The organism is Paenarthrobacter sp. AR 02 (genome assembly GCF_021538675.1).
GTDB lineage: Bacteria > Actinomycetota > Actinomycetes > Actinomycetales > Micrococcaceae > Arthrobacter.
Genome location: NZ_JAJUKH010000008.1, coordinates 82,452 through 108,740 on the forward strand (window position 1 = coordinate 82,452; position 26,289 = coordinate 108,740).

The 26,289-nt window shown below is 63.3% G+C and carries 26 protein-coding genes; 15 read left to right on the forward strand and 11 right to left on the reverse strand.

Translation table 11 applies throughout. The features are described from left to right. Positions 1-7 precede the first annotated feature (7 nt). The 3 genes from LRQ04_RS14950 to LRQ04_RS14960 form a co-directional block, all read right to left on the reverse strand. The gene (locus LRQ04_RS14950) at positions 8-517 is read right to left on the reverse strand and encodes a DUF456 domain-containing protein (RefSeq protein ID WP_235521043.1); all 510 of its coding nucleotides are present in this window, start codon (positions 515-517) and stop codon (positions 8-10) included. A 107-nt stretch (positions 518-624) separates the two neighbouring features. Further along, complete coding sequence (locus LRQ04_RS14955; protein ID WP_235521044.1) at positions 625-1,815, reverse strand: NADP-dependent malic enzyme; 1,191 nt, start codon at positions 1,813-1,815, stop codon at positions 625-627. Between the two features lie 282 nt (positions 1,816-2,097). Further along, positions 2,098-2,706: a TetR/AcrR family transcriptional regulator gene (locus tag LRQ04_RS14960; protein WP_235521046.1), complete on the reverse strand. Its 609-nt coding sequence runs from the start codon at positions 2,704-2,706 to the stop codon at positions 2,098-2,100. Between the two features lie 201 nt (positions 2,707-2,907). Between LRQ04_RS14960 and LRQ04_RS14965 the strand changes: the two genes are divergently transcribed. Next, positions 2,908-4,032, forward strand: coding sequence for a VCBS repeat-containing protein (locus tag LRQ04_RS14965; protein WP_235521047.1), 1,125 nt, complete (start codon positions 2,908-2,910; stop codon positions 4,030-4,032). Positions 4,033-4,084: 52 nt separating this feature from the next. After that, on the forward strand, positions 4,085-5,230 hold the full coding sequence (locus tag LRQ04_RS14970; protein ID WP_235521049.1) for an FG-GAP-like repeat-containing protein: 1,146 nt from the start codon (positions 4,085-4,087) through the stop codon (positions 5,228-5,230). 57 nt (positions 5,231-5,287) lie between these two features. Here LRQ04_RS14970 and LRQ04_RS14975 read toward each other — a convergent pair whose 3' ends face one another. After that, positions 5,288-6,592, reverse strand: a complete 1,305-nt coding sequence (locus tag LRQ04_RS14975) for an MFS transporter (RefSeq protein ID WP_235521051.1) — start codon at positions 6,590-6,592, stop codon at positions 5,288-5,290. A 157-nt stretch (positions 6,593-6,749) separates the two neighbouring features. Here LRQ04_RS14975 and rraA point away from each other — a divergent pair, with 157 nt between their 5' ends. The 3 genes from rraA (at position 6,750) to LRQ04_RS14990 (ending at position 10,802) form a co-directional block, all read left to right on the forward strand. Further along, positions 6,750-7,223, forward strand: coding sequence for a ribonuclease E activity regulator RraA (rraA, locus tag LRQ04_RS14980; RefSeq protein ID WP_235521053.1), 474 nt, complete (start codon positions 6,750-6,752; stop codon positions 7,221-7,223). A 130-nt stretch (positions 7,224-7,353) separates the two neighbouring features. Further along, positions 7,354-9,006 (forward strand): MDR family MFS transporter, encoded by a 1,653-nt coding sequence (locus tag LRQ04_RS14985; RefSeq protein WP_235521055.1) that lies wholly within the window; start codon positions 7,354-7,356, stop codon positions 9,004-9,006. Positions 9,007-9,332: 326 nt separating this feature from the next. Continuing rightward, entirely contained in the window at positions 9,333-10,802 is a 1,470-nt protein-coding gene (locus LRQ04_RS14990) for a sugar porter family MFS transporter (RefSeq protein ID WP_235521057.1), read from the forward strand. Between the two features lie 52 nt (positions 10,803-10,854). On the opposite strand, the gene LRQ04_RS14995 is transcribed toward LRQ04_RS14990, so the two are convergent. The 3 genes from LRQ04_RS14995 to LRQ04_RS15005 are packed head-to-tail and all read right to left on the reverse strand — an operon-like array spanning position 10,855 to position 13,082. Further along, positions 10,855-12,093, reverse strand: a complete 1,239-nt coding sequence (locus LRQ04_RS14995; protein WP_235521059.1) for an MFS transporter — start codon at positions 12,091-12,093, stop codon at positions 10,855-10,857. Positions 12,094-12,125: 32 nt separating this feature from the next. Next, positions 12,126-12,569, reverse strand: coding sequence for a MarR family winged helix-turn-helix transcriptional regulator (locus LRQ04_RS15000; protein WP_235521061.1), 444 nt, complete (start codon positions 12,567-12,569; stop codon positions 12,126-12,128). 42 nt (positions 12,570-12,611) lie between these two features. Then, positions 12,612-13,082 (reverse strand): GNAT family N-acetyltransferase, encoded by a 471-nt coding sequence (locus LRQ04_RS15005; RefSeq protein ID WP_235521225.1) that lies wholly within the window; start codon positions 13,080-13,082, stop codon positions 12,612-12,614. 140 nt (positions 13,083-13,222) lie between these two features. Between LRQ04_RS15005 and LRQ04_RS15010 the strand changes: the two genes are divergently transcribed. The 5 genes from LRQ04_RS15010 (at position 13,223) to cycA (ending at position 17,069) form a co-directional block, all read left to right on the forward strand. Beyond that, positions 13,223-13,552, forward strand: coding sequence for a PadR family transcriptional regulator (locus LRQ04_RS15010; protein WP_235521063.1), 330 nt, complete (start codon positions 13,223-13,225; stop codon positions 13,550-13,552). A 1-nt stretch (position 13,553) separates the two neighbouring features. Next, entirely contained in the window at positions 13,554-13,919 is a 366-nt protein-coding gene (locus LRQ04_RS15015; RefSeq protein ID WP_235521065.1) for a DUF1048 domain-containing protein, read from the forward strand. Further along, positions 13,916-14,689 carry an ABC transporter ATP-binding protein gene (locus LRQ04_RS15020; RefSeq protein WP_235521067.1) on the forward strand — a complete coding sequence of 258 codons (774 nt, stop codon included), beginning with the start codon at positions 13,916-13,918 and terminating at the stop codon, positions 14,687-14,689. Before LRQ04_RS15015 ends, LRQ04_RS15020 begins: the two co-directional genes overlap by 4 nt. After that, entirely contained in the window at positions 14,686-15,447 is a 762-nt protein-coding gene (locus tag LRQ04_RS15025; protein ID WP_235521069.1) for an ABC transporter permease, read from the forward strand. Before LRQ04_RS15020 ends, LRQ04_RS15025 begins: the two co-directional genes overlap by 4 nt. Positions 15,448-15,608: 161 nt before the next feature. Further along, positions 15,609-17,069 (forward strand): D-serine/D-alanine/glycine transporter, encoded by a 1,461-nt coding sequence (gene cycA / locus LRQ04_RS15030; protein WP_235521071.1) that lies wholly within the window; start codon positions 15,609-15,611, stop codon positions 17,067-17,069. Between the two features lie 317 nt (positions 17,070-17,386). On the opposite strand, the gene LRQ04_RS15035 is transcribed toward cycA, so the two are convergent. The 3 genes from LRQ04_RS15035 to LRQ04_RS15045 form a co-directional block, all read right to left on the reverse strand. After that, positions 17,387-18,535 (reverse strand): mannitol-1-phosphate 5-dehydrogenase, encoded by a 1,149-nt coding sequence (locus tag LRQ04_RS15035; protein ID WP_235521073.1) that lies wholly within the window; start codon positions 18,533-18,535, stop codon positions 17,387-17,389. Continuing rightward, complete coding sequence (locus tag LRQ04_RS15040) at positions 18,535-20,565, reverse strand: PTS mannitol transporter subunit IICBA (RefSeq protein WP_235521075.1); 2,031 nt, start codon at positions 20,563-20,565, stop codon at positions 18,535-18,537. The genes LRQ04_RS15035 and LRQ04_RS15040 overlap by 1 nt, the downstream gene beginning before the upstream one ends. A 66-nt stretch (positions 20,566-20,631) precedes the next feature. After that, positions 20,632-21,354, reverse strand: a complete 723-nt coding sequence (locus LRQ04_RS15045) for a TetR/AcrR family transcriptional regulator (RefSeq protein ID WP_235521078.1) — start codon at positions 21,352-21,354, stop codon at positions 20,632-20,634. 117 nt (positions 21,355-21,471) lie between these two features. Here LRQ04_RS15045 and ptsP point away from each other — a divergent pair, with 117 nt between their 5' ends. The 5 genes from ptsP (at position 21,472) to LRQ04_RS15070 (ending at position 25,071) form a co-directional block, all read left to right on the forward strand. Then, the gene (ptsP, locus tag LRQ04_RS15050; protein WP_235521080.1) at positions 21,472-23,157 is read left to right on the forward strand and encodes a phosphoenolpyruvate--protein phosphotransferase; all 1,686 of its coding nucleotides are present in this window, start codon (positions 21,472-21,474) and stop codon (positions 23,155-23,157) included. A 32-nt stretch (positions 23,158-23,189) separates the two neighbouring features. Next, complete coding sequence (locus LRQ04_RS15055) at positions 23,190-23,468, forward strand: HPr family phosphocarrier protein (RefSeq protein ID WP_235521081.1); 279 nt, start codon at positions 23,190-23,192, stop codon at positions 23,466-23,468. Positions 23,469-23,492: 24 nt separating this feature from the next. Further along, positions 23,493-23,891 (forward strand): helix-turn-helix domain-containing protein, encoded by a 399-nt coding sequence (locus LRQ04_RS15060; RefSeq protein WP_235521083.1) that lies wholly within the window; start codon positions 23,493-23,495, stop codon positions 23,889-23,891. Next, positions 23,872-24,675, forward strand: a complete 804-nt coding sequence (locus LRQ04_RS15065) for an alpha/beta fold hydrolase (protein ID WP_235521085.1) — start codon at positions 23,872-23,874, stop codon at positions 24,673-24,675. Before LRQ04_RS15060 ends, LRQ04_RS15065 begins: the two co-directional genes overlap by 20 nt. Before the next feature lie 132 nt (positions 24,676-24,807). Next, complete coding sequence (locus tag LRQ04_RS15070) at positions 24,808-25,071, forward strand: DUF6480 family protein (protein ID WP_235521087.1); 264 nt, start codon at positions 24,808-24,810, stop codon at positions 25,069-25,071. Positions 25,072-25,132: 61 nt separating this feature from the next. On the opposite strand, the gene LRQ04_RS15075 is transcribed toward LRQ04_RS15070, so the two are convergent. Next, positions 25,133-26,197 carry an ATP-dependent DNA ligase gene (locus tag LRQ04_RS15075; protein WP_235521089.1) on the reverse strand — a complete coding sequence of 355 codons (1,065 nt, stop codon included), beginning with the start codon at positions 26,195-26,197 and terminating at the stop codon, positions 25,133-25,135. Positions 26,198-26,289: the final 92 nt, after the last annotated feature.

A 26,289-nucleotide genomic window follows, 5' to 3' on the forward strand; every position in this document is an offset into this window, starting at 1 on the left:
GGGGTGTTTAAGGGCCCCCGTAGACCGCCTCGGCCCACACTCCGATGATCCATGTGGTCGCCGCCGCGCAGGCGAGTCCGAATTCCACCAGCATCCCTATGCCGGTGGCTTTCAGCGCGGCACCACTGGACCGCAGCGCGATCTTGAAGTTCCGCGTGCGTTGGACCTCGCTGAGGAGAAGCCCCAGGGCGAACCCCACAAAGAGCCCCACCACGGGGATAACGAACATGCCCACCACACCCAGCAGCACGCCAATCAGCACCGATCTGTTGGGGATCCCGTGCTGCTTCATTTTGCGGCCGGTCAGCACGGCACTGGCCGCCATTCCGGACACCACAAACAGCATGCCCACGGCAAAGATCACCCATCCCATGCCACCGGCGCCGCCCCAGATGGCCCATGCCAAAAGGCTTGCACCGATCAGGATGCTGCCCGGCAATACGGGGATGATGGTTCCAACGACACCCACTGCTATGGCCAGGCCGCACAGGATGGTCACGATGAGTTCGGCGTTCATGGCCCCAGTCTAGGTGCGGCCAGCCGCCCCGCCTGCCACTTAAAGAACGACGGCGACGCTCCCCAGCACGGGCGGCGTCGCCGTCGTCGGTCTTGTGTTGGTGAACGCTACTCAGCTACAGCGGCAGCAACTGCCGCGGTGACGGCCGGTGCCACGCGTGCATCCAGCGGGCTCGGCACGATGTAGTCGGCGGAAAGGTCCTCGGCGGCCAGTTCGGCGATGGCGTTCGCAGCGGCGATCTTCATGGCCGGGGTGATCCGGCGGGCGCCGGCATCCAACGCGCCGCGGAAGATGCCGGGGAAGGCCAGGACGTTGTTGATCTGGTTGGGGAAGTCGCTGCGGCCGGTGGCGACAACGGCTGCGTACTGCTGGGCGACCTCGGGGAGAACTTCCGGATCCGGGTTGGACAGCGCGAACACGATCGACTGATCATTCATGAGCTTCAAGTGCTCTTCGTCCAGCTTGGAGGAGGAGACGCCCACGAAAACGTCGGCGCCGGTCAAGCCTTCGCCCGGGCCACCCGTAACGCCACGGGGGTTGGTGCGTGCGGCCATGCGGGCTTTGACACTGCCGGGATCAGCCACGAGGTCGGCACGCTCAGCGTTCACCACACCCTTGGAATCGAGCAGGATGACGTCCTTGATGCCAACCGCCAGCAGGATTTCGGCGATGGCGATGCCTGCGGCACCAGCACCGGAGACAACCACCTTGAGGCCGGCGAGTTCGCGCTGGGTCACCTTGGCGGCGTTGGTCAACGCTGCGAGGACCACGACGGCGGTGCCGTGCTGGTCATCGTGCATGACGGGGCAATCCAGTGCTTCGATCAGGCGCTCTTCCAGCTCGAAGCAGCGGGGAGCCGAGATGTCCTCTAGGTTGACTGCGCCGAAGCTCGGACGGAGGCGGACCAGGGTCTCGATGATCTCATCGACGTTGGTGGTGTTCAGTACCAACGGAATGGAGTCGAGATCGCCAAAGGACTTGAACAGGGCAGACTTGCCCTCCATGACGGGCAGGGAAGCGCTGGGCCCAATGTTGCCGAGGCCGAGGACTGCGGTGCCATCGCTGACAACCACAACCAGGCGCTCTGCCCAGGTGTGAGTGCGGGCGAGCTCCGGGTTGGCGTGGATTGCGCGGCTGACCTGCGCAACTCCGGGGGTGTAGGCGATGGAAAGATCGCGCTTGTTGTCCAGGGGTACGGTGCTGGAGATGGTCAGCTTGCCGCCCTCGTGGGCTGCAAAGATCTCTTCTTCGCTCAGTACCAGGGCGTCGTTGTCAGTAGCAATTGTCTCGATGGACACGTCGTTGTCTCCTCAGGCTAGCCGTGGTCCCACGGCACGATGTCAGGGCAGGAACAGAACTGCTGTGCAGGCCAAGGGTGGCTGGCCCGGCGTTGCTTCTGCAGGTAAGGGGGCTGCTAGCCGCTTCGGTGCTTCCAGCCTAGGGAACGGCGAAGGGTACAAGATTCAATACCAAGAGAGACGATTCAGGAGTAAAACGTTCAACCAAGCGAAAGTGTGAGCCACGTCATGCCATAAAGCGGCTTCTCGGAGGGGATCGGTCTAGACCACCGGGTGACTTTGCTAATCGCCGGTCAGCAGCGTGCAGGCCTTCTTCAGGTCCTTTTCTGCCTCAAAAAGGGACAACCGGCGGCACCGGACAGCCTGGACGAGGCCACTCACCAGGTGCAGCAGAATGCGGGCACGCACAGTGTCCTTACCGGTGTCCTTGCTGAGCGAGCCAACGACTTCCTCGGACAGGGTGTCAATTTCACGCAACAGCTGCGCCGTATCCTCATCTTTGCCTGCGGGACGGATCAGGCAGTGCTCCACGCCGGGCTGCATGACCCTCAAGTGGAAAATCTCCATCATCAAACCAGCGAGCGCGTGCCCCTTGCCTTCCCGACGCCGGACGCCCTCCCGGAGCTCACGCAGCTGTTGCCGGTACACAGCGAGCATGAGGTGGGCCGTCGAGGGAAAGTACCGGTACAGCGTGCCGAGTGGCACGTCCGCGCGCGCAGCGACGTCAGAAAGGCTCAAGGTATCGAACTGCCGCTGGGCAAAGCCGGCTGCTGTCCTGAGGATCCGGGCATAGCGGAGCTGCTGCCGCGGTGTGGTGGGCGCGGCAGCCATACGGGGCAACCCCGTGGTCAGGTCAAGGGAGTACGGTTCCAGTGAATTTGATACGGGCATTTCCGGCGATCTCTTGGCAGGCTGACAAGGAAACGGCCGGCTGGGTTGAGACCCACGGCTGGCCGATCGCATCAATGATACGGGAGCTAAATGACCGTTTCCTGAGAGTTGGACCGAGGCCGCGGCATGCACGCCGATCCCCCGTATTGTGGCCGCCCCCACATACACTTCTCAACAGGTCTGGTACACGGGAGGAAACACATGCAGGGATTTCGACGTCGGGTGGCAGCAGCTCTGCTGGCCGCCACTGTGGCGGCCATGGCACTTGGCGCAATACCGGCGTCGGCAGCTCCCAGCGGTCCCGATCCCATCCTCAACGGTGCAGCGTTCGTCGGGCAGAAGCTGACCGCAGATATTGGCCCGTACACGTTTTACGGGTGCGGAGGCGGCAAGGGGCCGGACTTTACTGTTTATTGGACCCGGGACGGTTTCCTGGTGGCAGGCGAAACGGCGCGAAGCTACGACCTGGGGCCCGACGACACCGGGGCGCGCATGGCGGTGCATGTCACTGCCAGCAAAACCGCGTGCGGTGGCGAGTCCCTGCACAGCACGGAGACAAGGCCAGTGGGGGACGTCAACCGGGCAGCCGGCTTTACTGGCCGGAGCTTCGAGCTTTTGACCCGGGCAAACGATGGCTCACTGCTGCTGTACGGGCGGAAAGGCGGCGCCTGGGACCCCGCTAAAACGGTGGGTTGGGGGTTCAACATCTTTAACCTGGCCCTCTCCCCCGGCGACTTCGACGGGGACGGCAAAAGCGATGTGATCGTCCGCGACACAGCTGGAGGGCTTTACCTGTTCAGCGGGGACGGCGCCGGTGGCTGGAAGCCCGCCCGAAGCATCGGCAACGGGTGGAACGTCTTCGATTCCATCGTCAGCCCGGGCGACTTCAACGGCGACGGGAACAACGACATCCTCGCCCGCGAGCCCGGCGGAGCCCTCTACCTCTACCCCGGCAACGGTGCCGGCGGCTGGTTGGCGCGTACCGCCGTCGGGACCGGCTGGAACGTGATGGATGCACTGGTGACCCCGGGAGATTTCAACGGTGACGGCACCGTGGACGTCCTGGCGCGGGACCGCAACGGGTACCTGTACTTCTATGGAGGAAACGGCTCCGGAGGATGGACCCGATCCTGGATGATCGGCGTCGGCTGGAATGCGTTGAAGTCGATCGGAGCTGCGGGGGACTTCAACGGCGACGGCTTCCCCGATGTTTATGCCGTGGACCAGCAGGGGCGGCTGGTTGCCTACTACGGCGATGGACGCAGCGGCTGGAAGGGTTCGGAGGCCGTCGGCGCAGGCTTCGGATGGTTTACAGCGATCTTCTAGCAACATCCCAGCCGGGGTACCATTAACCCCATAAAAGTCTGGGGAGGACACAATGAGTGCTTCATCACGCCCTGCGTTCGGCGTGCGCCGGGCGCTGGCTGGGATCGCGGCGGCCGTCGTTGCCATGGCAACGTTTGCGCCGGCTCCCGCCATGGCAACCATGGATCCGGAGCCGCCGGTTATCACCGGAGCCCCTTACGTCGGATCGACACTCACAGTTTCATGGGACCCGTACGCCTATAAGGGCTGTGGCGCCGGAGCCGGTCCCGACACACGCATCTACTGGACCCGCGACGGCGAGGTAGCCACAGACCACCCCACATGGCCCAACTACGTCCTTGGCGAAGAGGACCGCGGCAAGACCATAGCCGCCCACCTGGTCGCAAACTACCCCTGCGAAAACATGGAGGTGGCCAGCGAAGAGACCGCCCCCATCTCCGCGTCCCACCGGCCCAGCGGCTTCACCAGCCGGAGCGCCTTCGAGCTGCTGGCCCGCCGCTCGGATGGCGCACTGATGATGTACCCGCGCATCAACAACACCTGGGAGCCCGCACGTACGGTAGGCGTCGGCTGGAACATTTTCCCCACGGTCCTGTCCCCGGGTGACTTCGACGGCGACGGCAACAACGACGTGCTCGGCCGGGACTCCGCCGGGGGCCTCTACTTGTACAGCGGCGACGGCGCCGGGGGCTGGACGGGCCCACGCAAGGTGGGCACCGGCTGGAACATCTTCACGGCGCTGGTCTCCCCCGGGGACTTCAACAGCGACGGCACCAACGACGTCCTCGCACGCGATGCCAACGGCGTCCTCTATCTCTACCCCGGCGACGGGCTTGGAGGGTGGTTGCCGCGTTCCGTAGCCGGGCAGGGCTGGAACGCCCTGAATACCATCATCACTCCCGGCGATTTCGACGGCGACACCAACGTCGACGTCCTGGCACGCGACTCCGCAGGATCCTTGAAGCTATACCGCGGCAACGGCGCCGGCGGCTGGAACGGCATGAGTGTTGTGGGTCAGGGTTGGAACGGCTTGAGCAAAATTGGCAGTGCCGGAGACATCAACGGTGACGGAAACTTCGACGTCTTCGCCGTCGACGGATCAGGCCAGCTGAAGGCCTACTACGGAAACGGCAAGGGCGGCTGGAACGGCTCCGGAGTGGTTGGTTGGGGCTGGGGCGGGTTCACGGACCTCTTCTAGTTTTCGCTTCGTGGGACCCCGCACCGAGAGCCGCCGCGCAACGGCTGTCTTCCAGGCCTAGTCAACGCTCTTGATCTTCACCACGAACACGGCGCCCAGGAGCCCGATGACTGCGGCGGCTACGTACAGCGAGACGTAGCCGCCCCAGAACTGAACGAACACGAAGGCGATCGCCGGGGCTAGGACTTGGGGCAGGGAATTCGCGATGTTGATGACGCCAAGGTCCCGGCCGCGGTCCAAAGCAGTGGGCAGTACCTGGGTAATGAGCGCGAAGTCCACCGCAAGGTAGGCCCCAAAACCTATTCCGAGCACGGCCGCGCCGGCAAGTCCGCCGATCCACGTCGGAGCAAAAGCAAGAATCAGAGATGCCGCGGCAATGATGACCGACGACGCTATGACCAGGGGCTTCCGCTTTCCCATCCGGTCACTTAAGCGTCCGCCCAGAACACTGGTGAGGATGACGGTCACCGCGTAAAGACCGGTCAGGACCAGCACACCGAACTCAGGCTCAATCCCTTGGGTCTCCTTCAGGCGCACAATGTCGCTGAGGAAGAAGAGAAGATACAGGGTGATCATGTGGTTGCCCGTGCTGACCAGCAGCCGTGTAAGCCAGGCCCACGCAAAGTCGGGATAGCGTTTGGGCGAAACCCAGAACCCCTTGATGAACTGCCACAGGCTGAACGGCGGCCGCTCCTGCTGCGGCAAGGGTTGGTCGTCGCTCTTGAACAGGTAAAGCACGACGCCGGCCAACAGCGCCGCTGCGCACACCCAGTAACCGGCGGCAAAGTTTCCGGCCACGACGGCCGCGATCACCGCACCAACGAGGATGCCCACCGTTTGTCCCATGGCGGCCAAGCCGCCCACCGTTCCACGCTGGGGTACAGGAACGCGGTCCGGGACAGCGGCCGTTATTGCGGCGTACATGGCGTTGGCGCCCGCCTGCACCAGGCACCACAGGAACGCCATCACGGCAACGTTCGGAGCACCTGCCAAGGCCACAAGGGCGACCGCGCCGAGAATGGCACCCATGAGGACCCATGGGACACGGCGACCAAAGCGGGAGGTAGTCCGGTCGCTGAAGGCGCCGAACAAGGGGTTGGCCACCATCGAAACGGCCGCGCCGCACCCCGTCACCAGCGCAAGGATCGCTTCCTTCTGGCCCTCGTCAAAGTGGGCGGCCTGCTGACCCAGAAGCACCCGGAGGGGACCAAAAAACGCGGCGTTGATGCCCAGGTTGACCAGCACCACGCCAGTGACCCAAAGAGGCCTGACCCGATCAACCGGCTCGGCGAGTGCCGTGGCGGTGCCGCCGTGGATGGCGGCTGGGTCCGGCACCGGGCCCGGAAGGTCGGACAGGCTCATGGAAGATTCCCCCTCGTATCAATCTTTGGATTCAGCCTAGCGTGGCGGGACGACACCGGACCGCCATCCTGACCTTTATCCACATATGCCCGAAAAGTGCACGGTGGGAGGGAACTCGGGAGGTTACTGTGGCATCAACCGACGAAGGAGCAGCATTGTGAACGAGCACCCCAATACCGCCGACCTCTACGACGAACGCGGCGAAGAACTTGAGTCCATATCCCTGCAGTTCCAGGACCTCGGCGGACACTCGCACTTCAGTGGGCCCGTGCGGACCATTCGGTGCCTCGAGGACAATGCCTTGGTCAAGACTGTGCTCGGGTCACCAGGAGAGGGAGCCGTCCTGGTGATCGATGGCCAGGGATCCTTGCGGACGGCGCTCATGGGCGACATGATCGCTGAGAGCGCCGTAGCCAACGGATGGGCCGGCGTGGTCATCAACGGCGCTGTCCGGGACCGCGTGGCCATCTCCGGTTTGCCCCTGGGTGTCAAGGCCCTCGGCAGCAACCCCAGAAAGAGCAGCAAAACCGGTGCAGGCGAGGCAGATGTCGAGCTTGTCATCGATGGCGTTCGTGTTCGGCCCGGCGTGATGATCTACTGCGACCCGGACGGCATCCTGGTGGAGCGCTGATACCGCCGGATCCGTCAATAACGGACCCTGCCCAGGAAATATTCTCACTCCGGGAATCAAACAGGCATTAGGATAGTTACTGAAAGCAACTATCCTGCTTAATCCCTTTTCTGCCATCTCTGGAGAAGATATGTCCAAATCCACGCCCGTGCGGGCAGCCGGTGAGGTGCTGACGCATCGTCAGACGCTCACCGTCATGGTGGGACTCATGCTCGGCATGTTCCTGTCGTCGTTGGACCAAACCATCGTGTCCACGTCCATCTACACCATCGCCAACGACCTGGATGGTTTGTCCCTCCAGGCATGGGCCACCACTGCCTACCTCATCACGTCGACCGTCAGCACGCCGCTCTATGGCAAGCTCAGCGACATCTTTGGCCGTCGGCCGCTGTACCTCACTGCCATCCTGGTGTTCCTGGCCGGCTCCCTGTACGCGGGTTCGGTCCACTCCATGACTGAGCTCGCCATTGCCCGTGGCATCCAGGGGCTTGGCGCCGGCGGCTTGCTGGCATTGGCGCTGACCATCATCGGCGACATCGTTGCGCTGAAGGACAGGGCAAAGTACCAGGGCTATTTCATGTCCGTCTTCGGTATTTCCTCCGTTCTTGGCCCGGTAATTGGTGGCGCTTTCGCCGGCTCAGCCAACATCCTCGGCTTTGATGGCTGGCGCTGGGTGTTCTTCATCAACCTGCCTATCGGCCTTGCTGCGCTTGTGGTGGTCTTCCTGTACCTGCACCTGCCTGCCCGTCATGTGAAGCAGAAGATCGACTACTGGGGCGCGGCGGCCATCACTTTGGCCATCGTTCCGTTGCTGCTGGTTGCTGAACAAGGGCGCACGTGGGGATGGTCTTCGGGCGGTTCCTGGCTCTGCTACGGCCTCGGCGTCATCGGCATCGTGGCATTCCTGCTGGTTGAGAAGCGTGCCGGCGACTACGCGCTGATCCCGTTGCGCCTCTTCAGCAACACCACCTTCGGCTTGTCCTCGCTGTTGAACTTCATCATCGGCATCGGCATGTTCGGTGCGATTGCCATGCTGCCCATGTACTTGCAACTGGTGAAGGGCCTCACCCCCACTGAGGCAGGCCTGATGATGATCACTTTCACCGTGGGCATCCTCTTCGGTTCCATTTCGGCCGGGCGGACCATCTCCTCATCCGGCGTTTACCGGATCTTCCCCATCCTGGGAACCGCGATCCTGGCAGCCGCGGCCACCGTCATGGGCTTCGTACTGGGAGTCGACACAGGCCTGTGGGTTCCCGGATTGATTGCGGTGTTCTTCGGTGTCGGCCTGGGCTTCTGCATGCAGCCACTCACGCTGGCCATGCAGGTCTCGGTTCCGCCGAAGGATATGGGCGTGGGTACTTCCACGGCTGCGTTCTTCCGCTCCATGGGTGGCGCAGTGGGCACGGCAGTATTCATCTCCATGCTGTTCAGCACGGCAGCTGACAAGATCGCCGATGGCATGAAGACGGCCGCGGCCAGCCCTGACTACCAAGCCGTCATGCGGGATCCAGCCGTGGCCTCAGACCCTGCGAATGCCAAGCTTTTTGATTTCTTCAAGAACGGCGCCAATAACGACTCGCTGAACGACACCAGCTGGTTGCATTCGGCCAACAGCACGCTCACCCGGCCCATCACCGAAGGTTTTGCCCAAGCCATCGATGTGGTCATGCTGACTGCGGCCGGGCTCATGATCATCGCGTTCCTGATCAGCTTCGCATTGCCCAACAAGAAGCTCACGGATCCCAAGGCCGCGGCCAAGGATTCCGTTCCGGCTCACTAGCACCGGATTCAGCTCTCCACGGCGGCGGGTCTTGGGTTTGGCACCAGACCCAAGGACCGCCGTCGTGCTTTGTGTTCAATTAGTTGACCCAACAAGGACTACTTAGCCCCGAAAACACACCCTGTGAAGCATTCAGGGAACACTCAGCTCACAGCCAGCCCCTATTGGGTTAAGAAAGTGAACACAGGTCATCTGGCAGGCCTTGACTGGAACTTGCGTGACGGGCCGTGCCACACTGTGTAGCGCGAGTGCACCGGCGTCCCCGTCGGAACAGCCGACGACGTCCCGCACCGCGATCCCACACCACCATTCCCCAAGGGAGTCCCATGTCCAGTTCCAGCACCGAAGGCGCACCCCCAGTTTCGCGGAAGGTGATCGGCCTGGCCGTTGCCGGCGCGGTGGGCGGCTTCCTCTTCGGCTTCGATTCGTCCGTTGTTAACGGCGCCGTGGACGCAATGGCGGACGAGTTCGTCATGAGCGAGGCAGTAACGGGCTTCGCTGTCGCTGTTGCCTTGTTGGGCTGTGCCGCGGGTGCCTACCTGGCCGGCAAAGTAGCCGACCGCTACGGCCGTATCCCCGCCATGAAAATCGGTGCGCTCCTCTTCCTGGTGAGTGCCGTGGGAACCGGCCTGGCGTTCAGCGTGTGGGACCTCGTCTTCTGGCGGCTGGTTGGCGGGTTGGGCATCGGACTGGCCTCCGTCATTGCTCCCGCATACATTTCCGAGATCTCCCCGCGCCACGTGCGCGGACGCCTCGCTTCACTTCAGCAGTTGACCATCACCACAGGTATCTTCGCGGCTCTCCTGTCCGACGCTGTCCTTGCCAACACAGCCGGCGGTGCCGGTGGAATGCTGTGGCTGGGCATCGAGGCGTGGCGCTGGATGTTCATCGCGTGCGCCATCCCAGCTGCCGTGTACGGTTTGATCGCGTTCCGCCTGCCCGAGTCCCCGCACTTCCTGGTGCTTAACGGCAAGGAAGACCAGGCCCGCGGCATCTTCCAGAGGCTCATCCCGGGCGACGACATCGAACGGCACATCCGCGAGATCCGCGAGTCCATCCAGCAGGAAAAGCTTTCCACCAAGAAGGGCTCCCTCCGCGGCAACCGGTTCGGCCTGCTCCCCGTGGTGTGGATCGGCATCATCCTGTCGGTCCTGCAGCAGTTCGTGGGCATCAACGTGATCTTCTACTACTCAACGACGCTCTGGAAGGCAGTCGGGTTCCAGGAAAAGGACTCCCTGACCATCTCCGTTGCCACCTCGGTCACCAACATCCTGGTGACACTGGTAGCCATCGCGCTGGTGGACCGCATCGGCCGCCGGCCCATCCTGCTGACCGGTTCGATCGGCATGGCCGTCTCCCTGGCTGTCATGGCGTTGGCGTTCTCCTCGGCGACTGGAACAGGTTCCGAGATCTCGCTGCCCGGCGCTTGGGGACCCGTGGCCTTGGTCGCTGCCAACGTCTTCGTCGTCAGCTTTGGGGCTTCCTGGGGTCCGCTGGTCTGGGTCCTGCTGGGCGAGATCTTCCCGTCCCGCATCCGGGCCCGCGCCCTGGGCCTGGCTGCGGCCGCGCAATGGATCGCGAACTTTGCCATCACGCTCAGTTTCCCCATCATGGCGGCGGGTTCGCTGCCCCTGACGTACGCCATGTACGCGGCGTTCGCGGCGGCGTCGTTCTTCTTTGTGATGTTCAAGGTTCCCGAGACGAACGGCATGTCCCTTGAGCAGGCCGAGACACTGTTCGTTCCCAAGGGGGCGCCGGTAGCGCCGCTGCCGGTCACCTCGGACGAAACCAAGTAGATGCACAACGAGCCCCGCGGATCACCGCGGGGCTCGTTTTTTAGGTAAAGGGTTAGACCAGGTGCGGCTCGTGCGAACTGAGGTAACTGCGACCTCCGAAGGCCACGAGGATCGCGATCACCATGGCCACAGCGCCTGCAAAGAACGGAACCTGCGGCCCGAAGTGCTCGCCCAGCTGGGCCGCCGCGAACGGAGCCAGCGCTCCACCCATCCAGCGGACAAAGTTGTAGCCGGCTGACGCGACAGGACGCGGCGAATCCGAGACGCCCATGGCCAGCTCGGTGTAGACCGTGTTGTTGATGCCCAGCAGGGCACCGGCCACGATAACGAGCACGACGACGGCAGTCACCGAGTGCCACGCAGCCAGTCCCAGCCCGAGCAGGTCGAGCATCAGTGCGGCCAGCGTGCCGGTCAGGACCTTGACGGCACCGAAGCGCCTCTGCAGGACGGGAGCGACGAACACCGAGAAGACGGCCACGGCGACGCCCCAACCGAAGAACACGCCGCCGATCCCGTAAGCGTCCATGCCCAGGATGAATGGCGTGAAAGCGAGGATGGTGAAGAAGCCGTAGTTGTAGAACAGTGCGCTGGCGGCCGTGGTGCGGAGGCCCTTGTGCCCAAGCGCCAGCAGCGGGTCGCGGAGCCGCGATTTTTTGGCCGGGGCTGGGGTTTTAGGCAGCAGCGCCAGCAGGGCAATGAAGGCGGCGGCCATGAGGACTGCCGTGCCGAAGAACGGTGCACGCCACTGCCATCCACCAAGGAGTGCGCCCAGCAGCGGGCCAAGCGAGATACCCAGGCCAAGGGCGGCTTCGTACAGGATGATGGCCGTGCCGGTTCCACCGCTGGCCACGCCGACAATGACAGCCAGCGCCGTGGCAACGAACAACGCGTTGCCGAGGCCCCAACCGGCGCGGAAGCCCACCAGCTGTTCAACGCTGCCGGACAAGCCAGAGAGCGACGCGAACACCACGATGATCGCCAAACCGATGAGCAGGGTCTTCTTGCCGCCAATGCGGGAGGACACGAAACCACTGATCAACATCGCGACGGCGGTCACCAGGAAGTAGCTGGTGAACAACAACGACACTTCGCTGGTGGACGCCTCGAGGTTCTTGGCGATCGCAGGGAGGATGGGGTCCACGAGCCCGATGCCCATGAACGCGAAAACTGCCGCGAGGGCGGTGGCCCATACAGCTTTCGGCTGTTTGAGGAGGGATGCTTTCTCAGCCTCGAGGGTGTTTTCGATGGTTGTTTCGGCGCTTGCTGAAGCGTCAGCCAACGGGCGTGACATTCAATGGCTCCTTGTCGGTGCGTTGATTCTGGTTAGTTCTGGAATGAACTGTTGAGCTTGGCGATCACTGGGAGTGCAACCGCGAGCTGCTCAATCTCTTGGCTGCTGAGGCCCTGGAGCAGTTCGGCCACCATGGCGTTGCGCCGCTGGTCGGCGGATTCGACGGCGGCTGTCCCGGCCCGGGTAATGGCCACCTGGACGGCCCGGGAATCGTCGGGATCGGGCTGGCGGGTGACCAGGCCTGCCCGCTCGAGCTTGATGATCTGCTCCGTGGCGCTGGGGACTTTGATCCCCAGGTTCTTGGCGATGTCGCCCACCCTGAGGCCGGCGTCCTGGATCATGGAGAGCAGGCTCAGCTGCGCGGCAGTGAGTTCGCCTTCCGGGTCCAGGCGGCGGAACATGTAGACGCCCAAACGGAGGGCCTCGCGGTATTCCTTCGCGAGGTTGGTAAGGGCGTTATCCGAAGTGCTCGTCATATTTAGGTAGCCTAATAGTTAGGGTACCTAATAGTCAAGTGGCTAGAGCGCGAGCTTCATGCCTTCGTGGCTCGCAACGAAGCCCAGGCGCTCGTAGAAACGGTGCGCATCGACCCGTGACTTGTCCGTGGTGAGCTGGACCAGCGAGCATCCACGCTCCCGCGCCTGGTCAATGGCCCACTCGATCATCAACGCACCAACACCCTGGCCACGCAGGACATCAGACACCCGGACCGCTTCGATCTGCGCCCGCCACGCCCCCTTCCGCGAAAGCCCCGGGAGGAAGCTGAGCTGGAAAGTGGCCACGACGTCGCCTTGGAGTTCGCCCACTACCAGAAGGTGGGAAGGGTCGCCGTCGATCGCGTCAAAAGCCAGCTCATAAGGGCCCAAATCCTCGAGGCTTTCGCGCGCGGCGCCGAGCTGGTCGTCAACGAGCAACGCGAGGATCCGCGGCAGGTCGCCCTTTTGGGCGCGGCGGAGGGTGAAGACTCCAGGCTCGACGGCGGCGGTCATCAAAGTGGTTGCGGAACCGGACTCTGTAGTCACCAGCCCAGCATGCCATCTTCATTAGAACTCAGTATTGCTAAGTACCGGTACCTAGTTCTACTATGTAGTGGTAGCTAGTAATACTGAGTAGCGAATGGAGGTGTCTGATGGGCAAGCAAATGACCGAGATGCTCAAAGGCACATTGGAGGGAATCGTCCTGGCCCTCCTGACCGGAAAGGCAGCCTACGGATACGAAATCACCACGCTCCTCCGGGAGCAGGGATTCACCGAGATCGCCGAAGGCACCGTGTACGCACTACTGGTCAGGATCGAACAGAAGGGCCTGGTGGACGTCGAGAAGCGGCCGTCCGAAAAAGGGCCACCCCGCAAGGTGTACACGCTCAACACCCAAGGCGAAAAAGAACTCAACGAATTTTGGAACACCTGGAGCTTCTTGTCCGAACGGCTTGAACAGCTCCGCAAGGAAGGGAAATAACATGGCAGCGAAATGGATCGAACTGGTCACCGGATCACTCGAGCAGAAGAAGCAGTTCAAGCAGGCAAGGGCCCGGCTGGAGGCCCTGCCGGAGCCGTACCTCACCGCAGCGACGGCTTTCAACCGGTACCTCATGTACTACGGCGGTGTTACCGAGGGCGACACCATGGTGCAGATGTTCACCGACCTCGCAGACCTCTGGGAACGGGCCGCGATTGACAGCACGCCCGTGAGCGAAATCGTCGGCGAGGACCCCATCGAATTCGCCGAAGCGTTCGCACAGGCCTATGGCGGAAAGCGCTGGATCGACAAGGAACGCGATCGCCTCATCAAGGCCATCGACAAAGCAAAGGAAGCGGAATCATGACGGCCATCAGCGTCCAAGGCATCGAGAAGTCCTACAAGGACCTCCACGTGCTCCGCGGGGTGGACTTCGAGGTAGCGTCAGGCAGCATCTTCGCCCTGCTCGGCTCCAACGGTGCGGGCAAGACCACCATGGTGAAGATCCTGTCCACGCTGCTCGCAGCGGATGGTGGAACGGCCGCCGTCGAAGGCTTTGACGTCGCGGCAGAGCCGCTGCGGGTGCGGGAGTCCATCAGCCTCACCGGACAGTTCGCCGCGGTGGACGGGATCCTCACGGGCAAGGAGAACCTGGTCCTGGTGGCGAAGCTCCGCCACCTGAAGAACCCGGGCCGGATTGCGGACTGGTTGCTGGCCCAGTTCAACCTCAGCGACGCCGGAAACCGGAAAGTGGCGGCCTACTCCGGCGGCATGCGCCGCCGGCTGGACATCGCCATGAGCTTGATCGGCGACCCCAAAGTGATCTTCCTCGACGAGCCAACCACGGGCCTCGATCCCGAAGCCCGGCTGGAGGTCTGGCATATCGTGAAGAAGCTCGCCAACCAGGGAACCACCGTCCTGCTCACCACGCAGTACCTCGACGAGGCCGAGCAACTCGCGGACCGCATTGCCATTCTTCATGAGGGCCGCATCATTGCCAACGGAACGCTCGCCGAACTGAAGCAGCTCCTTCCACCGGCCAAGATCGAATACGTCGAGAAGCAGCCCAGCCTGGAGGACATCTTCCTGGCTCTCGTGGGCGCAGGCAGCAACGATTCAGTAAAGGACAGGTCATGAACACCCACTTCTTCTCAGACACCACTGTCCTGCTGGGGCGGTCCATGCGGCACATTTTCCGCAGCGTGGACACCATCATCACCACCGCGATCACACCCGTCGCCCTGATGCTGCTGTTCGTCTACGTCTTCGGCGGCGCCATCAGGACCGACACTGACAACTACGTCAATTACCTGCTCCCCGGAATCATGCTCATCGCCATCGCTTCAGGCATCGCCTACACCGCGGTGCGCTTGTTCACCGACATGCAGAGCGGCATCTTCGAGCGATTCCAGTCCATGCCGATCGCACGCTCGTCGGTATTGTGGGCACACGTCCTGACCTCGCTCGTTGCCAACGGACTCTCGCTGGTAATCATCGTGCTGGTGGCGCTCCTCATGGGGTTCCGCACCTCAGCCAGCGTGCTGGAGTGGCTCGCTGTGACAGGAATCCTGGCATTGTTCACCCTGGCACTCACCTGGATCGCCATCATTGCAGGCCTGTCCGCCAAGTCAGTGGATGGTGCCGGCGGCTTCTCCTACCCGCTGATCTTCCTGCCCTTCATCAGCTCGGCCTTCGTCCCCACGGAGACCATGCCGGGACCGGTTCGCTGGTTCGCGGAGAACCAACCGGTCACCTCGATTGTGAACACCATCCAGGATCTGTTCGCGCAGCGCCCGGTGGGCAGCGACATCTGGGTAGCCTTGGCCTGGTGCTTGGGAATCCTGGTCCTCGCCTACGTATCTGCCACCGCGGCCTACAAGCGCCAAATCGCCTGATCCGAGCAACCAAAACAACGGCCTAAGCTCCCTTTCTCACCAGGGGAGCTTTCGCCATGCAGACCGATTCGCAATTGGTCAGACATTAGCTATAGCTTTATCGAACACATTTGTAACGGCCGTCACTATTATGGCGGGTCCTTCGAAGGGTTCTTGAACTAATGTCCGACCAGACAACACAGGGGCGACTCCGCTCCTCAAGCAGGGACAGCGAGCCTCACCTGTCACGCTCGCTCAGCAACCGCCACATCCAGCTCCTGGCTATCGGCGGCGCCATCGGTACGGGCCTCTTCATGGGCTCCGGCAAGACCATCTCGGTTGCCGGCCCCTCCGTGATCTTCGTATACATGATCATCGGCTTCATGCTCTTCTTTGTGATGCGGGCCATGGGCCAGCTCCTGCTGTCGAACCTGAACTACAAGTCCTTCAGTGACTTCGCGGGCGATCTCCTGGGCCCGTGGGCAGGCTTCTTCACGGGTTGGACCTACTGGTTCTGCTGGGTAGTCACCGGCGTTGCGGACGTCATCGCGATCGCAGGCTACGCCAACGAGCTGTGGCCGGGAATCCAGCTCTGGATCCCGGGCCTGGCCACCATCATCATCCTTCTGCTCCTGAACCTGCCCACCGTCAAAGCCTTCGGCGAGACCGAATTCTGGTTCGCGCTCATCAAGATCGTGGCCATCGTTGCGCTGATCGTAGTGGGCCTGGTCATGATCTTCACCGGCTTCCAGTCCAATGCGGGAACGGCCAGCTTCACCAACCTCTGGAGCCACGGCGGGTTCTTCCCCAAGGAATTCATGGGCTTCGTGGCCGGCTTCCAGATCGCCGTCTTCGCGTTCGTGGGCATCGAACTGGTGGGCACAGCCGCCGCCGAAACCAAGAACCCGGAACACAACCTTCCCCGCGCCATCAACGCCATCCCCCTGCGCGTCATGCTCTTCTACGTAGGCGCCCTCATCATCCTGATGTCCGTCACCCCATGGACCGAGTTCAAGGCAGGCCAAAGCCCGTTCATCGCCATGTTCTCCCTTGCCGGGCTCGGCATGGCCGCCACAGTGGTCAACCTCGTGGTCCTTACCTCTGCCATGTCCTCGGCCAACTCCGGCATCTACTCGACGTCGCGCATGGTCTACGGCTTGGCCAACGACGGCGACGCACCCAAGCTCTTCGGCCGGCTCTCCAGCCGCAAAGTACCCCAGAACGCACTGTTCCTCTCGTGCGTCCTGCTGCTGGCCGGCGTCGCGCTTCTCTACGCGGGCAAGGACGTTGGCGTGGCGTTCGACATGGTCACCACCGTGTCCGCCGTCTGCTTCATGTTCGTTTGGTCCATCATCCTGGCCAGCTACCTGGTGTACCGCAAACGCCGCCCCGAGCAGCACGCCGCTTCACCGTTCAAAATGCCCGGCGGCATTGTGATGGTGTGGGTGGTGTTCGCGTTCTTCGCATTCCTGGTGTGGGCCCTGACCACGCAGCCGGACACACTCACCGCCCTGCTGGTGACGCCCATCTGGTTCGCAATCCTGGGTGCCGCTTACGCGGTGGTCCGGAAATCGCCCCTGCATCAGGCCCGCGTGGCCGAATGGAAGGCGATGGCAGACGCCGAAACCGCGGCAGCGCGCTAAACCCGCACACTGAAAGCACGACGGCGGCCACCCGGTTGGGTGCCCGCCGTCGTGCTTTTCTGTTACCAACCCCCACTCACATCCCTACCGCTTCCCACCAACCCTCACTCACATCCCAACCTCTTCCCCCCCAACCCTCACTCACATCCCAACCGCTTCCCCCCAACCCTCACTCACCGGCGCGGAAAGGCCCGGCGTCGGACACTCAGGTGAGTGCTCGACGCCGGGCCTTTAGGCGGAACATGAGAGAGCGTCACGCCCAACACGGCGGAACGTGAGAGAGCGTCACGCCCAACCGGGCGGAACATGAGAGAGCGTCAGAGCTCCGCTTGGCGGTCCTCCACGAGTTTTTGGAGCGCGGGGAACAGCGGGTGCGCAGGCGTGAGTTCCGTGAGCCGTTCAACGGCGGCGGCCGCGTCCAGCTCGGACAGCAGCTTTCCGAGCTCCACGGCTTCGACATCCGAAGCATCGTCGAACCGAAGGGCTGCGGACATCGCCTCTAGCAGCGCCACGGGGGTGACGCCGCGCTCGGCAAGCTCAGCTGCCGGACCAACGAACCGCTCGTGCCGGCTGAGTTTCCGCAGGGGCGCGCGGCCCACGCGGTTCACGGTGTCGGGGAGGTGCGGGTTGGTGAAGCGTTGCAGGATCTTCTGCACGTACGCCTCCTGCGCAGCCTCATCGAAACCGTGCTTGGCCACCAGGAGTTCCTTGGTCTCCTCCAGCACGGCCCGTACTTTGGCGGCCACCGAAGGATCAGCCATGGCGTCGGAGATCTTCTCTATACCCGCCGCGTAACCGAAGTAGGCTGCCGACGCATGGCCGGTGTTGACCGTGAAGAGCTTGCGCTCGATATAGGGTCCAAGCTCGTCCACGAACGTGGCGCCCGGGATCACCGGCGCGTTGCCCTTGAAGGGCGTCCGGTCGATGACCCATTCGTAGAACGTCTCCACCGTGACATCCAGGCCTTGGCCTGGTGCCTGGTTGGGGACAATACGGTCCACCGCCGTGTTCGCGAAAACAGCGACGGCGTCCAGGTCCCCGGCGGAGTCGTCCCAAGCGGCCCGAATCTCGGACTGCAGCACATCAGTGGCATTGATGGCGTTCTCGCATGCCATCACCTGCAGCGGCGGCAGGTCCACGGGGCGGGCGGCCAACCCGCGGGCGATCACCGGAGCGACGAACTTCAGGATGTGGGGCCCCACCGCGGTGGTGACCACATCCGCCGTCGAGATTTCCTCCACAACGGTGGCTTCCTGCGTCGCAGAGTTCAAAGCCCGGAAGCCTTCCACGGTCTTCACCGCAGGGTTGTCGCCAACCTCGTGGACGTCATAGCTGGTGGCCTCGGCGAGCTGGCTGATCAGGGCGTCCGCGACGTCGGCGAACACCACCTCATAGCCCGCTTCGTGGAGCAGCAACCCCACGAAGCCGCGCCCGATATTACCTGCCCCGAAATGGACTGCCTTCACTATGCGTTGACCTTTCCGAACAGCTCCAGGACTTCCTCAACCGTGGTGGCTTCCTCCAACTGGGCAACTTGTGCCTTGTTGGTGAAGATCTTCGCGATGGAGGACAGGATGTGGAGGTGTTCATTGTTGATGCCGGCCACGCCGACCACGAACTTCACCTGCTTGCCGCCCCAATCGATGCCTTCGGGGTAGCGGATGATGGACACCGCGGAGTGCATGATGTGCTCTTTGGCGTCGTTGGTGCCGTGCGGAATGGCCAGGAAGCTGCCCATGTAGGTGGACACTGATTCTTCGCGTTCGTGCATGGCGTGGACGTAGCTCATGTCCACTGCGCCACGGTCCAGCAGGAGCTGTCCGGCTTCGTCGATCGCCGAGTCGCGGTCTCCCGCCTTGCCGTTGAGGATCACGCTTTCGCGCAGCAGCACTGATTTACCTTCGACGTCGGCGGCCGGCTCGGCAGCATGCGCACCATGGGCGGCGGCTGCTTCAGTTGTGGCAGCGGCTGGTTCCGTGATCGTGCCCGTACCCGAAGCCACGTCTTCGGCGTTGCTGGTCTTCACGAGTTCGACGATGTCGTCATACTTGGGGCTGTTCATGAAGTTGTCCACCGAGTAGTGCACTGCACTGGAGGTCTTCGGCTGGGCGCGTTCGGTCAGGTCCTGGTGGGTAACGACGACGTCGTAAGTGTCACTCAGGTTGGCGATGGCCGAGTTGGTGACCTTCACGTCCGGGAAGCCGGCTGCCTTGATCTTGTTGCGCAGGACCGAAGCGCCCATGGCGCTGGAGCCCATGCCGGCGTCGCAGGCGAACACGATGTTCCGTACGGGACGGGTCAGTACTGCCACATCGCTGCGGCCGCCGGCGTCGCCCACCAGTGCCGAGGAGACCGAGCTCTTCTTGCCCTTCATGGCCTCCATGCGGGACGTGGCCGCGGAAAGATCGTCCTCGCCCTTGTTCTTGGAGGTTCGCAGGATCAGCGAGGCAATGAGGAAGGACACCGTCGCTGCAAGGACAACTGCGAGGATGACGCCAATGTAGCTATCGCGTGAAGTCTGGGCAATGACAGCAATGATGGAACCCGGTGCTGCGGGAGCAACGAGGCCGGAGTTGGTGATGGCCAGGGTTGCGATGCCAGTCATGCCGCCACCGATGGCAGCGAGGATGAGGATCGGCTTCATCAGGACGTACGGGAAGTAGATCTCGTGGATGCCACCGAAGAACTGGATGATGGCAGCGCCAGGAGCAGATGCCCGTGCGGCGCCGCGGCCGAAGAACATGTACGCCAGCAGGATGCCCAGGCCCGGGCCGGGGTTGGCTTCGAGCAGGAACAGGATGGACTTGCCGTGTTCAAGCGACTGCTGGATACCCAAGGGAGTCAGCACACCGTGGTTGATGGCGTTGTTGAGGAAGAGTACCTTGGCGGGTTCGATGAAGATGCTGGTCAACGGCAGCAGGCCGTTGTTGACCAGGAATTCGACCACGCTGCCTGCGCCTTCCGTGAAACGCTTGACGACCCAGGAGAGGCCGTAGAAGCCACCCAACGCCAATGCTGCACCCCAGATGCCGGCGGAGAAGTTGTTCACCAGCATCTCGAAGCCCGGACGGATCTTGCCGTCCCACAGGCGGTCGATCTGCTTCATGGTCCAGCCGCCCAGCGGGCCCATGATCATGGCACCGATGAACATGGGCGAGTCCGTACCGGCAATGACTCCCATGGTGGCAATGGCGCCAACGACGCCACCACGGACGTCGTAGACCATCCGGCCGCCGGTGTAGGCGATCAGGAGCGGAAGGAGGTACGTGACCATGGGGCCAACGATGCCGACGTTGGGGGCACCCTTGTCATTGGTGCCGAAACCACCCAGTTCCGGGACCGGAATCCAGCCTACTTTGATGAACAAAGCCGTGATGAGGCCCCAGGCGATGAAAGCGCCAATGTTGGGCATGATCATGCCGGACAGGAATGTTCCGAACTTTTGGACACCAACGCGGGCGCTGGTGCGGGGCTTCGCAACTGTCTCTGTTGCCATGTGAATTCCTAACGTGTATCCCGCGGCGGCGCGGGGTCAGTCGATACAGATCGAGCGAGAACAGCCTTAGGAGCTGCTGGAAATACGGTGAAGCCACTCAAGGAAAAGCTTCAGTTCAGAGCTGGATAGTTGGTCCGAATGCGAGGCCTGCAGTGCCGCATTCAGGGCGATTGCCGCAACAACAACCGAGGACTTGCCGGAGTCGTCCGCTGCGGCGCCACGGGCGGTGTCCGTGGAGACGGCGAAAATCATGGAATCCCGGGTCATCGTTGAGAGCTCGAGGTTCCGTTCTTCCACCGGTTCTGCGATCAGCATGAGCGTGACGCCCACGTTGGCCGCAAGGATGCTTCGTGCCGCTTCGCGGGGCGGCACGTTGATCTGACCGGAGATAGCGGCCTTGTTCAGCATCTCTTCCAGAAGCGCTTCAGCATCGGCCACGATTGCTGGGCGGCTTTCCGGCCTGATGTTGCCGAACATCACCAGATACAGATGGGGTTGGGTCAGCCCGAACTGGACGTGGTTATCCCACATCCGCCGGACATCCTCCAAGGGCTCCCCGGACGGTGCAAAATCCCGCTCCCCCGCCACATACTCTTCGAAACCGGCGGAAACGACGGCGTCGAAAAGCCCTTCTTTGTCGCCAAAGTGGTGGTAGAGCGTGGGCGCCGTGACCCCGGCAAGCTTGGTGATCTGGCGCGTTGAGACCGCTGACCCTTCCGAATTCGCCAGCAATTCGGCAGCTGCGCGAAGCAACCGAATTTTGGGCGGAAGCTGGTCATCGAAACTCATAACCGCTACCCTAGCACCTATAGCGTTGCTATATGAAGTGGCTCACAAGAGTTATTTATGGGGCTCCCGGTGCCGTCGCCGGCGGGTCTGAACCAACAAGCAGGAACAGAGGATTCAGTGCAGAATTTCCAAGGCGTAGGGGTAAGCCCTGGCCGCATCATTGGTTCCGTCCGCCAGATGCCCAAGCCGGTGAGCGAACCGCCGTCGGGCGAACGGTTGGCCGCGGGATTGAGTCCGGAAGACGCCGTCGCCGGCTTGAAGGCGGCCGCCCAATCCGTCCACGACGAACTCAAGGGCCGCGCCGACACTGCCTCAGGCGATGGCAAAGCTGTCCTGGAGGCCACGGCCCTGATGGCCAAGGACACCATGCTCCTGAAATCGGCAGCCAAGCTGATCAATGCAGGCTCCTCCCCTGAACGCGCCATCTGGGAAGCCGGTGCATCCGTCTCCGAAATGCTGCACAACCTCGGCGGCTACATGGCAGAACGCGCCACAGACGTCCTGGACGTGCGGGCCCGCATTGTGGCCGAACTTCGTGGCGTGCCCGCTCCCGGCATCCCGTCCTCCGAAACCCCCTTTATCCTTGTGGCCGAGGACCTCGCTCCCGCGGACACCGCGACGCTGAATCCGGCCGTGGTGCTCGCCTTGGTAACGTCCGGAGGCGGACCGCAGTCACACACCGCGATCATCGCGCGCTCACTCGGCCTGCCGGCAGTGGTTGCCGCCCACGGCGTCGACTCGATCGCCGACGGCTCCGAAGTGTACGTGGACGGCGCGGCGGGATCCGTCACCTTGGATCCCGGTGAGGAACAGCGCGCAGCTGCGACCGCCTGGGCGGAAACGTCCGCCACCCTCGCCGAATTCGACGGAAACGGCACGACGGCGGATGGCCACCTGGTACCGCTCCTCGCCAACGTTGGTGGAGCCAAGGATGCCGTGGCAGCCGCCGGCCTCGGAGCCCAGGGCGTAGGCCTTTTCCGCACCGAATTCTGCTTCCTGGAACGCGACACCGAACCCTCCGTGGACGAGCAGGCCGCAGCGTACAAGGCCGTGTTTGATGCGTTCCCGGGCAAGAAAGTTGTCCTGCGGACCTTGGACGCCGGCGCCGACAAGCCCCTCCCGTTCCTCACGGATGCCACCGAACCCAACCCCGCGCTGGGTGTGCGTGGTTACCGTACGGACTTCACCACTCCAGGTGTCCTTGAGCGGCAGCTCGAAGCCATCGCCCGGGCAGCTTCCGAATCCGAGGCCGACGTCTGGGTCATGGCTCCCATGATCTCCACGGCCGCCGAAGCCGGACGCTTCGCTTCGCTCTGCGCCGCGGCCGGGATCAAGACACCGGGCGTGATGGTGGAGGTTCCCTCAGCCGCCCTCACATCCGCCACCGTCCTTCGCGAAGTCGGGTTCGCCTCCCTCGGCACCAACGACCTCACGCAGTACGCCATGGCGGCCGACCGCCAACTGGGGCCCCTCGCGGAACTGAACACCCCGTGGCAGCCCGCAGTCCTCCGGCTAGTGCAGCTCACCGTGGAAGGTTCAGCCCAGGAAGGCAACAACAAGCCGGTGGGTGTCTGCGGTGAGGCAGCCGCGGACCCGGCCCTCGCCGTCGTACTGACCGGGCTGGGAGTCACCACACTGTCCATGACCGCGCGCTCCCTCGCTGCAGTCGGCACCGTGTTGAAGACCGTCACGCTGGAACAGGCGCAGGAGCTGGCCCGCCTTGCCCTGTCAGCTCCCAGCGCCACCGAAGCGCGCGACTGGGTCCGTGCCAAGCTTCCCGTGCTTGAAGAGCTCGGGCTCTAGCCCCTATCCGTCCGGAATACCAGGAGAAAACCATGCCTGAACGCACAGCCACCATCGCCAGCCGCTCCGGCCTGCACGCCCGCCCGGCCGCCCTCTTCGCAGAGGCAGCCGGCGAACAGCCCGTGGAGGTCACCATTGCCATGCAGGGCGCCCCTGCCGATGACGCGCTCGACGCCGCCAGCATCCTTTCGCTCATGACGCTCGGCGCAGCGAAGGGCGATGTTGTGGTGTTGCGGGCCGAGGGCGATGGCGCCGATGCTGCGCTGGACGCACTGGTGAAGCTGCTGGAGACGGACCTGGACGCGGAGTAGGTTCTTCCGGGCTAGGCTTCTGGCATGGCACTGATAGCTCCCCGCGTCACGGCCGGCCTCCCCGCCGACGACGCCCGGAATCTCGCGCGTTCCCTCCAGGACAGCAACGACATCACTGTGTTCGTTGACGGCACAGTCCACCGCCTGCCCGATCAGGCGAGGGACGCCGTCGTCGACCTCCTTGCCCGGCTGGGCCGGGGCGATACGGTGACGGTCAGCAGCGTGGAGGAAATGCTCACCACATCCCAGGCAGCGGAGCTCGCGGGCATCTCGCACACGTATCTGCGCAACATGACCGATCGTGGCGAGATTCCCGTGGAGTACCGGGGCACGCATCGTCGCATCCGGCAGGCAGCCATCATGGAGTGGCTTGAAACGCAGCGAAAGAAGCAGTCCGAGGACCATGACGAAACCAGCGAATAGGCAGCGGCCCACGTTTGAGGTTGCCGAGGTCGAGGTTTCGGGACTGGCCGGTCGGATCCATTGGACCGCTGGGACACCCGCGACTGGCTCCGGGGACGAACCGGCGTACGTCCTGATCCACGGCATCGGGGTGTCGCACCGGTATTTGTCGCGGCTCCACGCTGTCCTCGCTGCCCACGCGCCAACCTACTCTTTCGACCTGCCCGGTTTCGCGGGCACGGCCAAGCCGGACAGGCAGCTTCAGGTGGAGGATTACGGCGCCTTCATCGCAGAAGCCTTGGCGTCCCGGGGCATCGATCGGTACGTCCTGGTGGGTCATTCCATGGGTGTGCAGTTTGCCATCGAAGCGGCATTGCATGCGCCCGAGCGGGTCCAGCGCCTGGTGTTGATGGGGCCGGTGGTGGATTCGAGGCACAAGAGTATCCTCCGGCAATCGCTGGCGCTTGCCTTGGACGGCGTCCTGCGCGAGAGTCCCTCGTCCAATTGGATCGTCATCTCCGACTACTTCCGCTGCGGGCTCCGCTGGTACCTCACCGAGCTCCCGGTGATGATGGGCTATCCCACCGAAAAGCGGCTGGCCGGCATCAAGGTGCCTGTGCTGGTCCTGCGCGGAAGCCGGGACCAGGTGGCAGGCCCCGACTGGTCGCTCCGGCTCTCCCGAACCGTGGGCCAAGGGCGCCTGGTGGAGATTCCCGGAGTGGGGCACGTAGCGCAGCATATGCGGCCGCAAGCGGTGGCGGACGCCATCCGCAGCTTCGTCGCCGCGACCACACAGCGGAGTTAGGCCACCCAGCACAGTTAGGCGCCGGAGCACGACGCCGGAGCCTGGGTTGGGTGCCCCTTGTTGGCTCCGGCGGGATCGCGCTAGGCTGGCCAGGCAAGCGAATAGTAAGTCTGCTTACGAAAGGGTTTGACCATGACCAGCTATGACCCGGAAGACGATCCCCAAACCTTCGGCGTGAGCGGCGCGACCGGACCCTTCGACACCACCGCCGATGCGGACAGCATCCACGAAGATCCGGACATGCGCCAGGACGAGGACGACGATCCCGCGGCCTCGGCCAACCCTGATCCCCTGGACGGCAACGTCACGGGATTGGAGCCAGGCGGAGGGGTACCCCCAGGCGAAACACCGCCGGCCGAAGGCAGCATGAGCAGCGACCAGGGACACGAAGAGTAATTTCGTCGCTACCCCGCTGTTACGTTGCGGGCCAACAACGTAACAGCGGGGTGGCAACGCGCTACGGCAGGCTCAGGATCTCCCCGAGGTCGTAATCGGCAGGCTCCTCCAGTTGCGCGTACGTGCAGCTCTCCGGAGTCCGGTCCGGCCTCCAGCGGCGGAACTGCGTGGTGTGGCGGAACCTGTCGCCCTCCATGTAGTCGTACGCCACTTCGATCACGAGCTCGGGGCGCAGTGGCACAAACGAAAAGTCCTTGCCCCCGCTCCACCTGCTTTGGGCACCAGGCATCCGTGAACCACCGGCCGCCTCGTCCTGCTTGGCCCACTCGCCCCACGGGTGATCAGCGAGGTCCACCTGGTAGGGCTCAAGCTCGGCAACCAGTGCTTCCCGCTTGGCCATGGGGAACGATGCCACCACCCCCACGTGGTGCAGCCGACCGGCGTCGTCGTAGAGCCCCAACAACATGGAACCCACCACCTTCGCAGTTTTGTGCCAACGGAACCCGGCCACCACACAGTCCGCGGTCCGAACATGCTTGGTCTTGAACATCACGCGCTTATTGGGTTGGTAGGTTCCATCCAGCGGCTTGGATAGGACCCCGTCCAGGCCGGCACCCTCCAACTGCACGAACCATTCCTTGGCCCGCTCAAGGTCTGTTACCGCCGGAGTCACATAGACGGGCGGTTCGGCCTTGGCCAAGGCGGACTCAAGGATGGCCCGGCGCTCAGAGAACGGCTTGCCCATCAGGTCTTCCTCGCCCAAGGCAAGAATGTCGAACGCGACCATGGAAGCCGGCGTTTTCTCGGCGAGCATCCTGACCCGGCTGTCCGCGGGGTGGATCCGCTGCTGGAGGACTTCGAACTCCAACCTGTTGCCCTCGATCAGGACGATCTCACCGTCGATCACACACTTCTCCGGGAGGTTCTTCCTCAGCGCCTCAACCAGCTCGGGAAAGTAGCGCGTCATGGGCTTCTCGTTGCGGCTGCCCAGGATGACCTCGTCACCGTCCTTGAAGACAATGGTTCGGAAGCCATCCCACTTGGGCTCGTAGTGGCCCACATCGGGGATGTCCGGAACTGACTTGGCAAGCATGGGCGAGACGGGCGGCATCACTGGCAGGTCCATAGGAAATGTCTACCCTGCCGTCGGACGCCGAAGCTAGTCTTAGGCGGTGGATATCTTGGCCGTGTTGGCGGCAGTGCTCGGAGTTCCAGCAC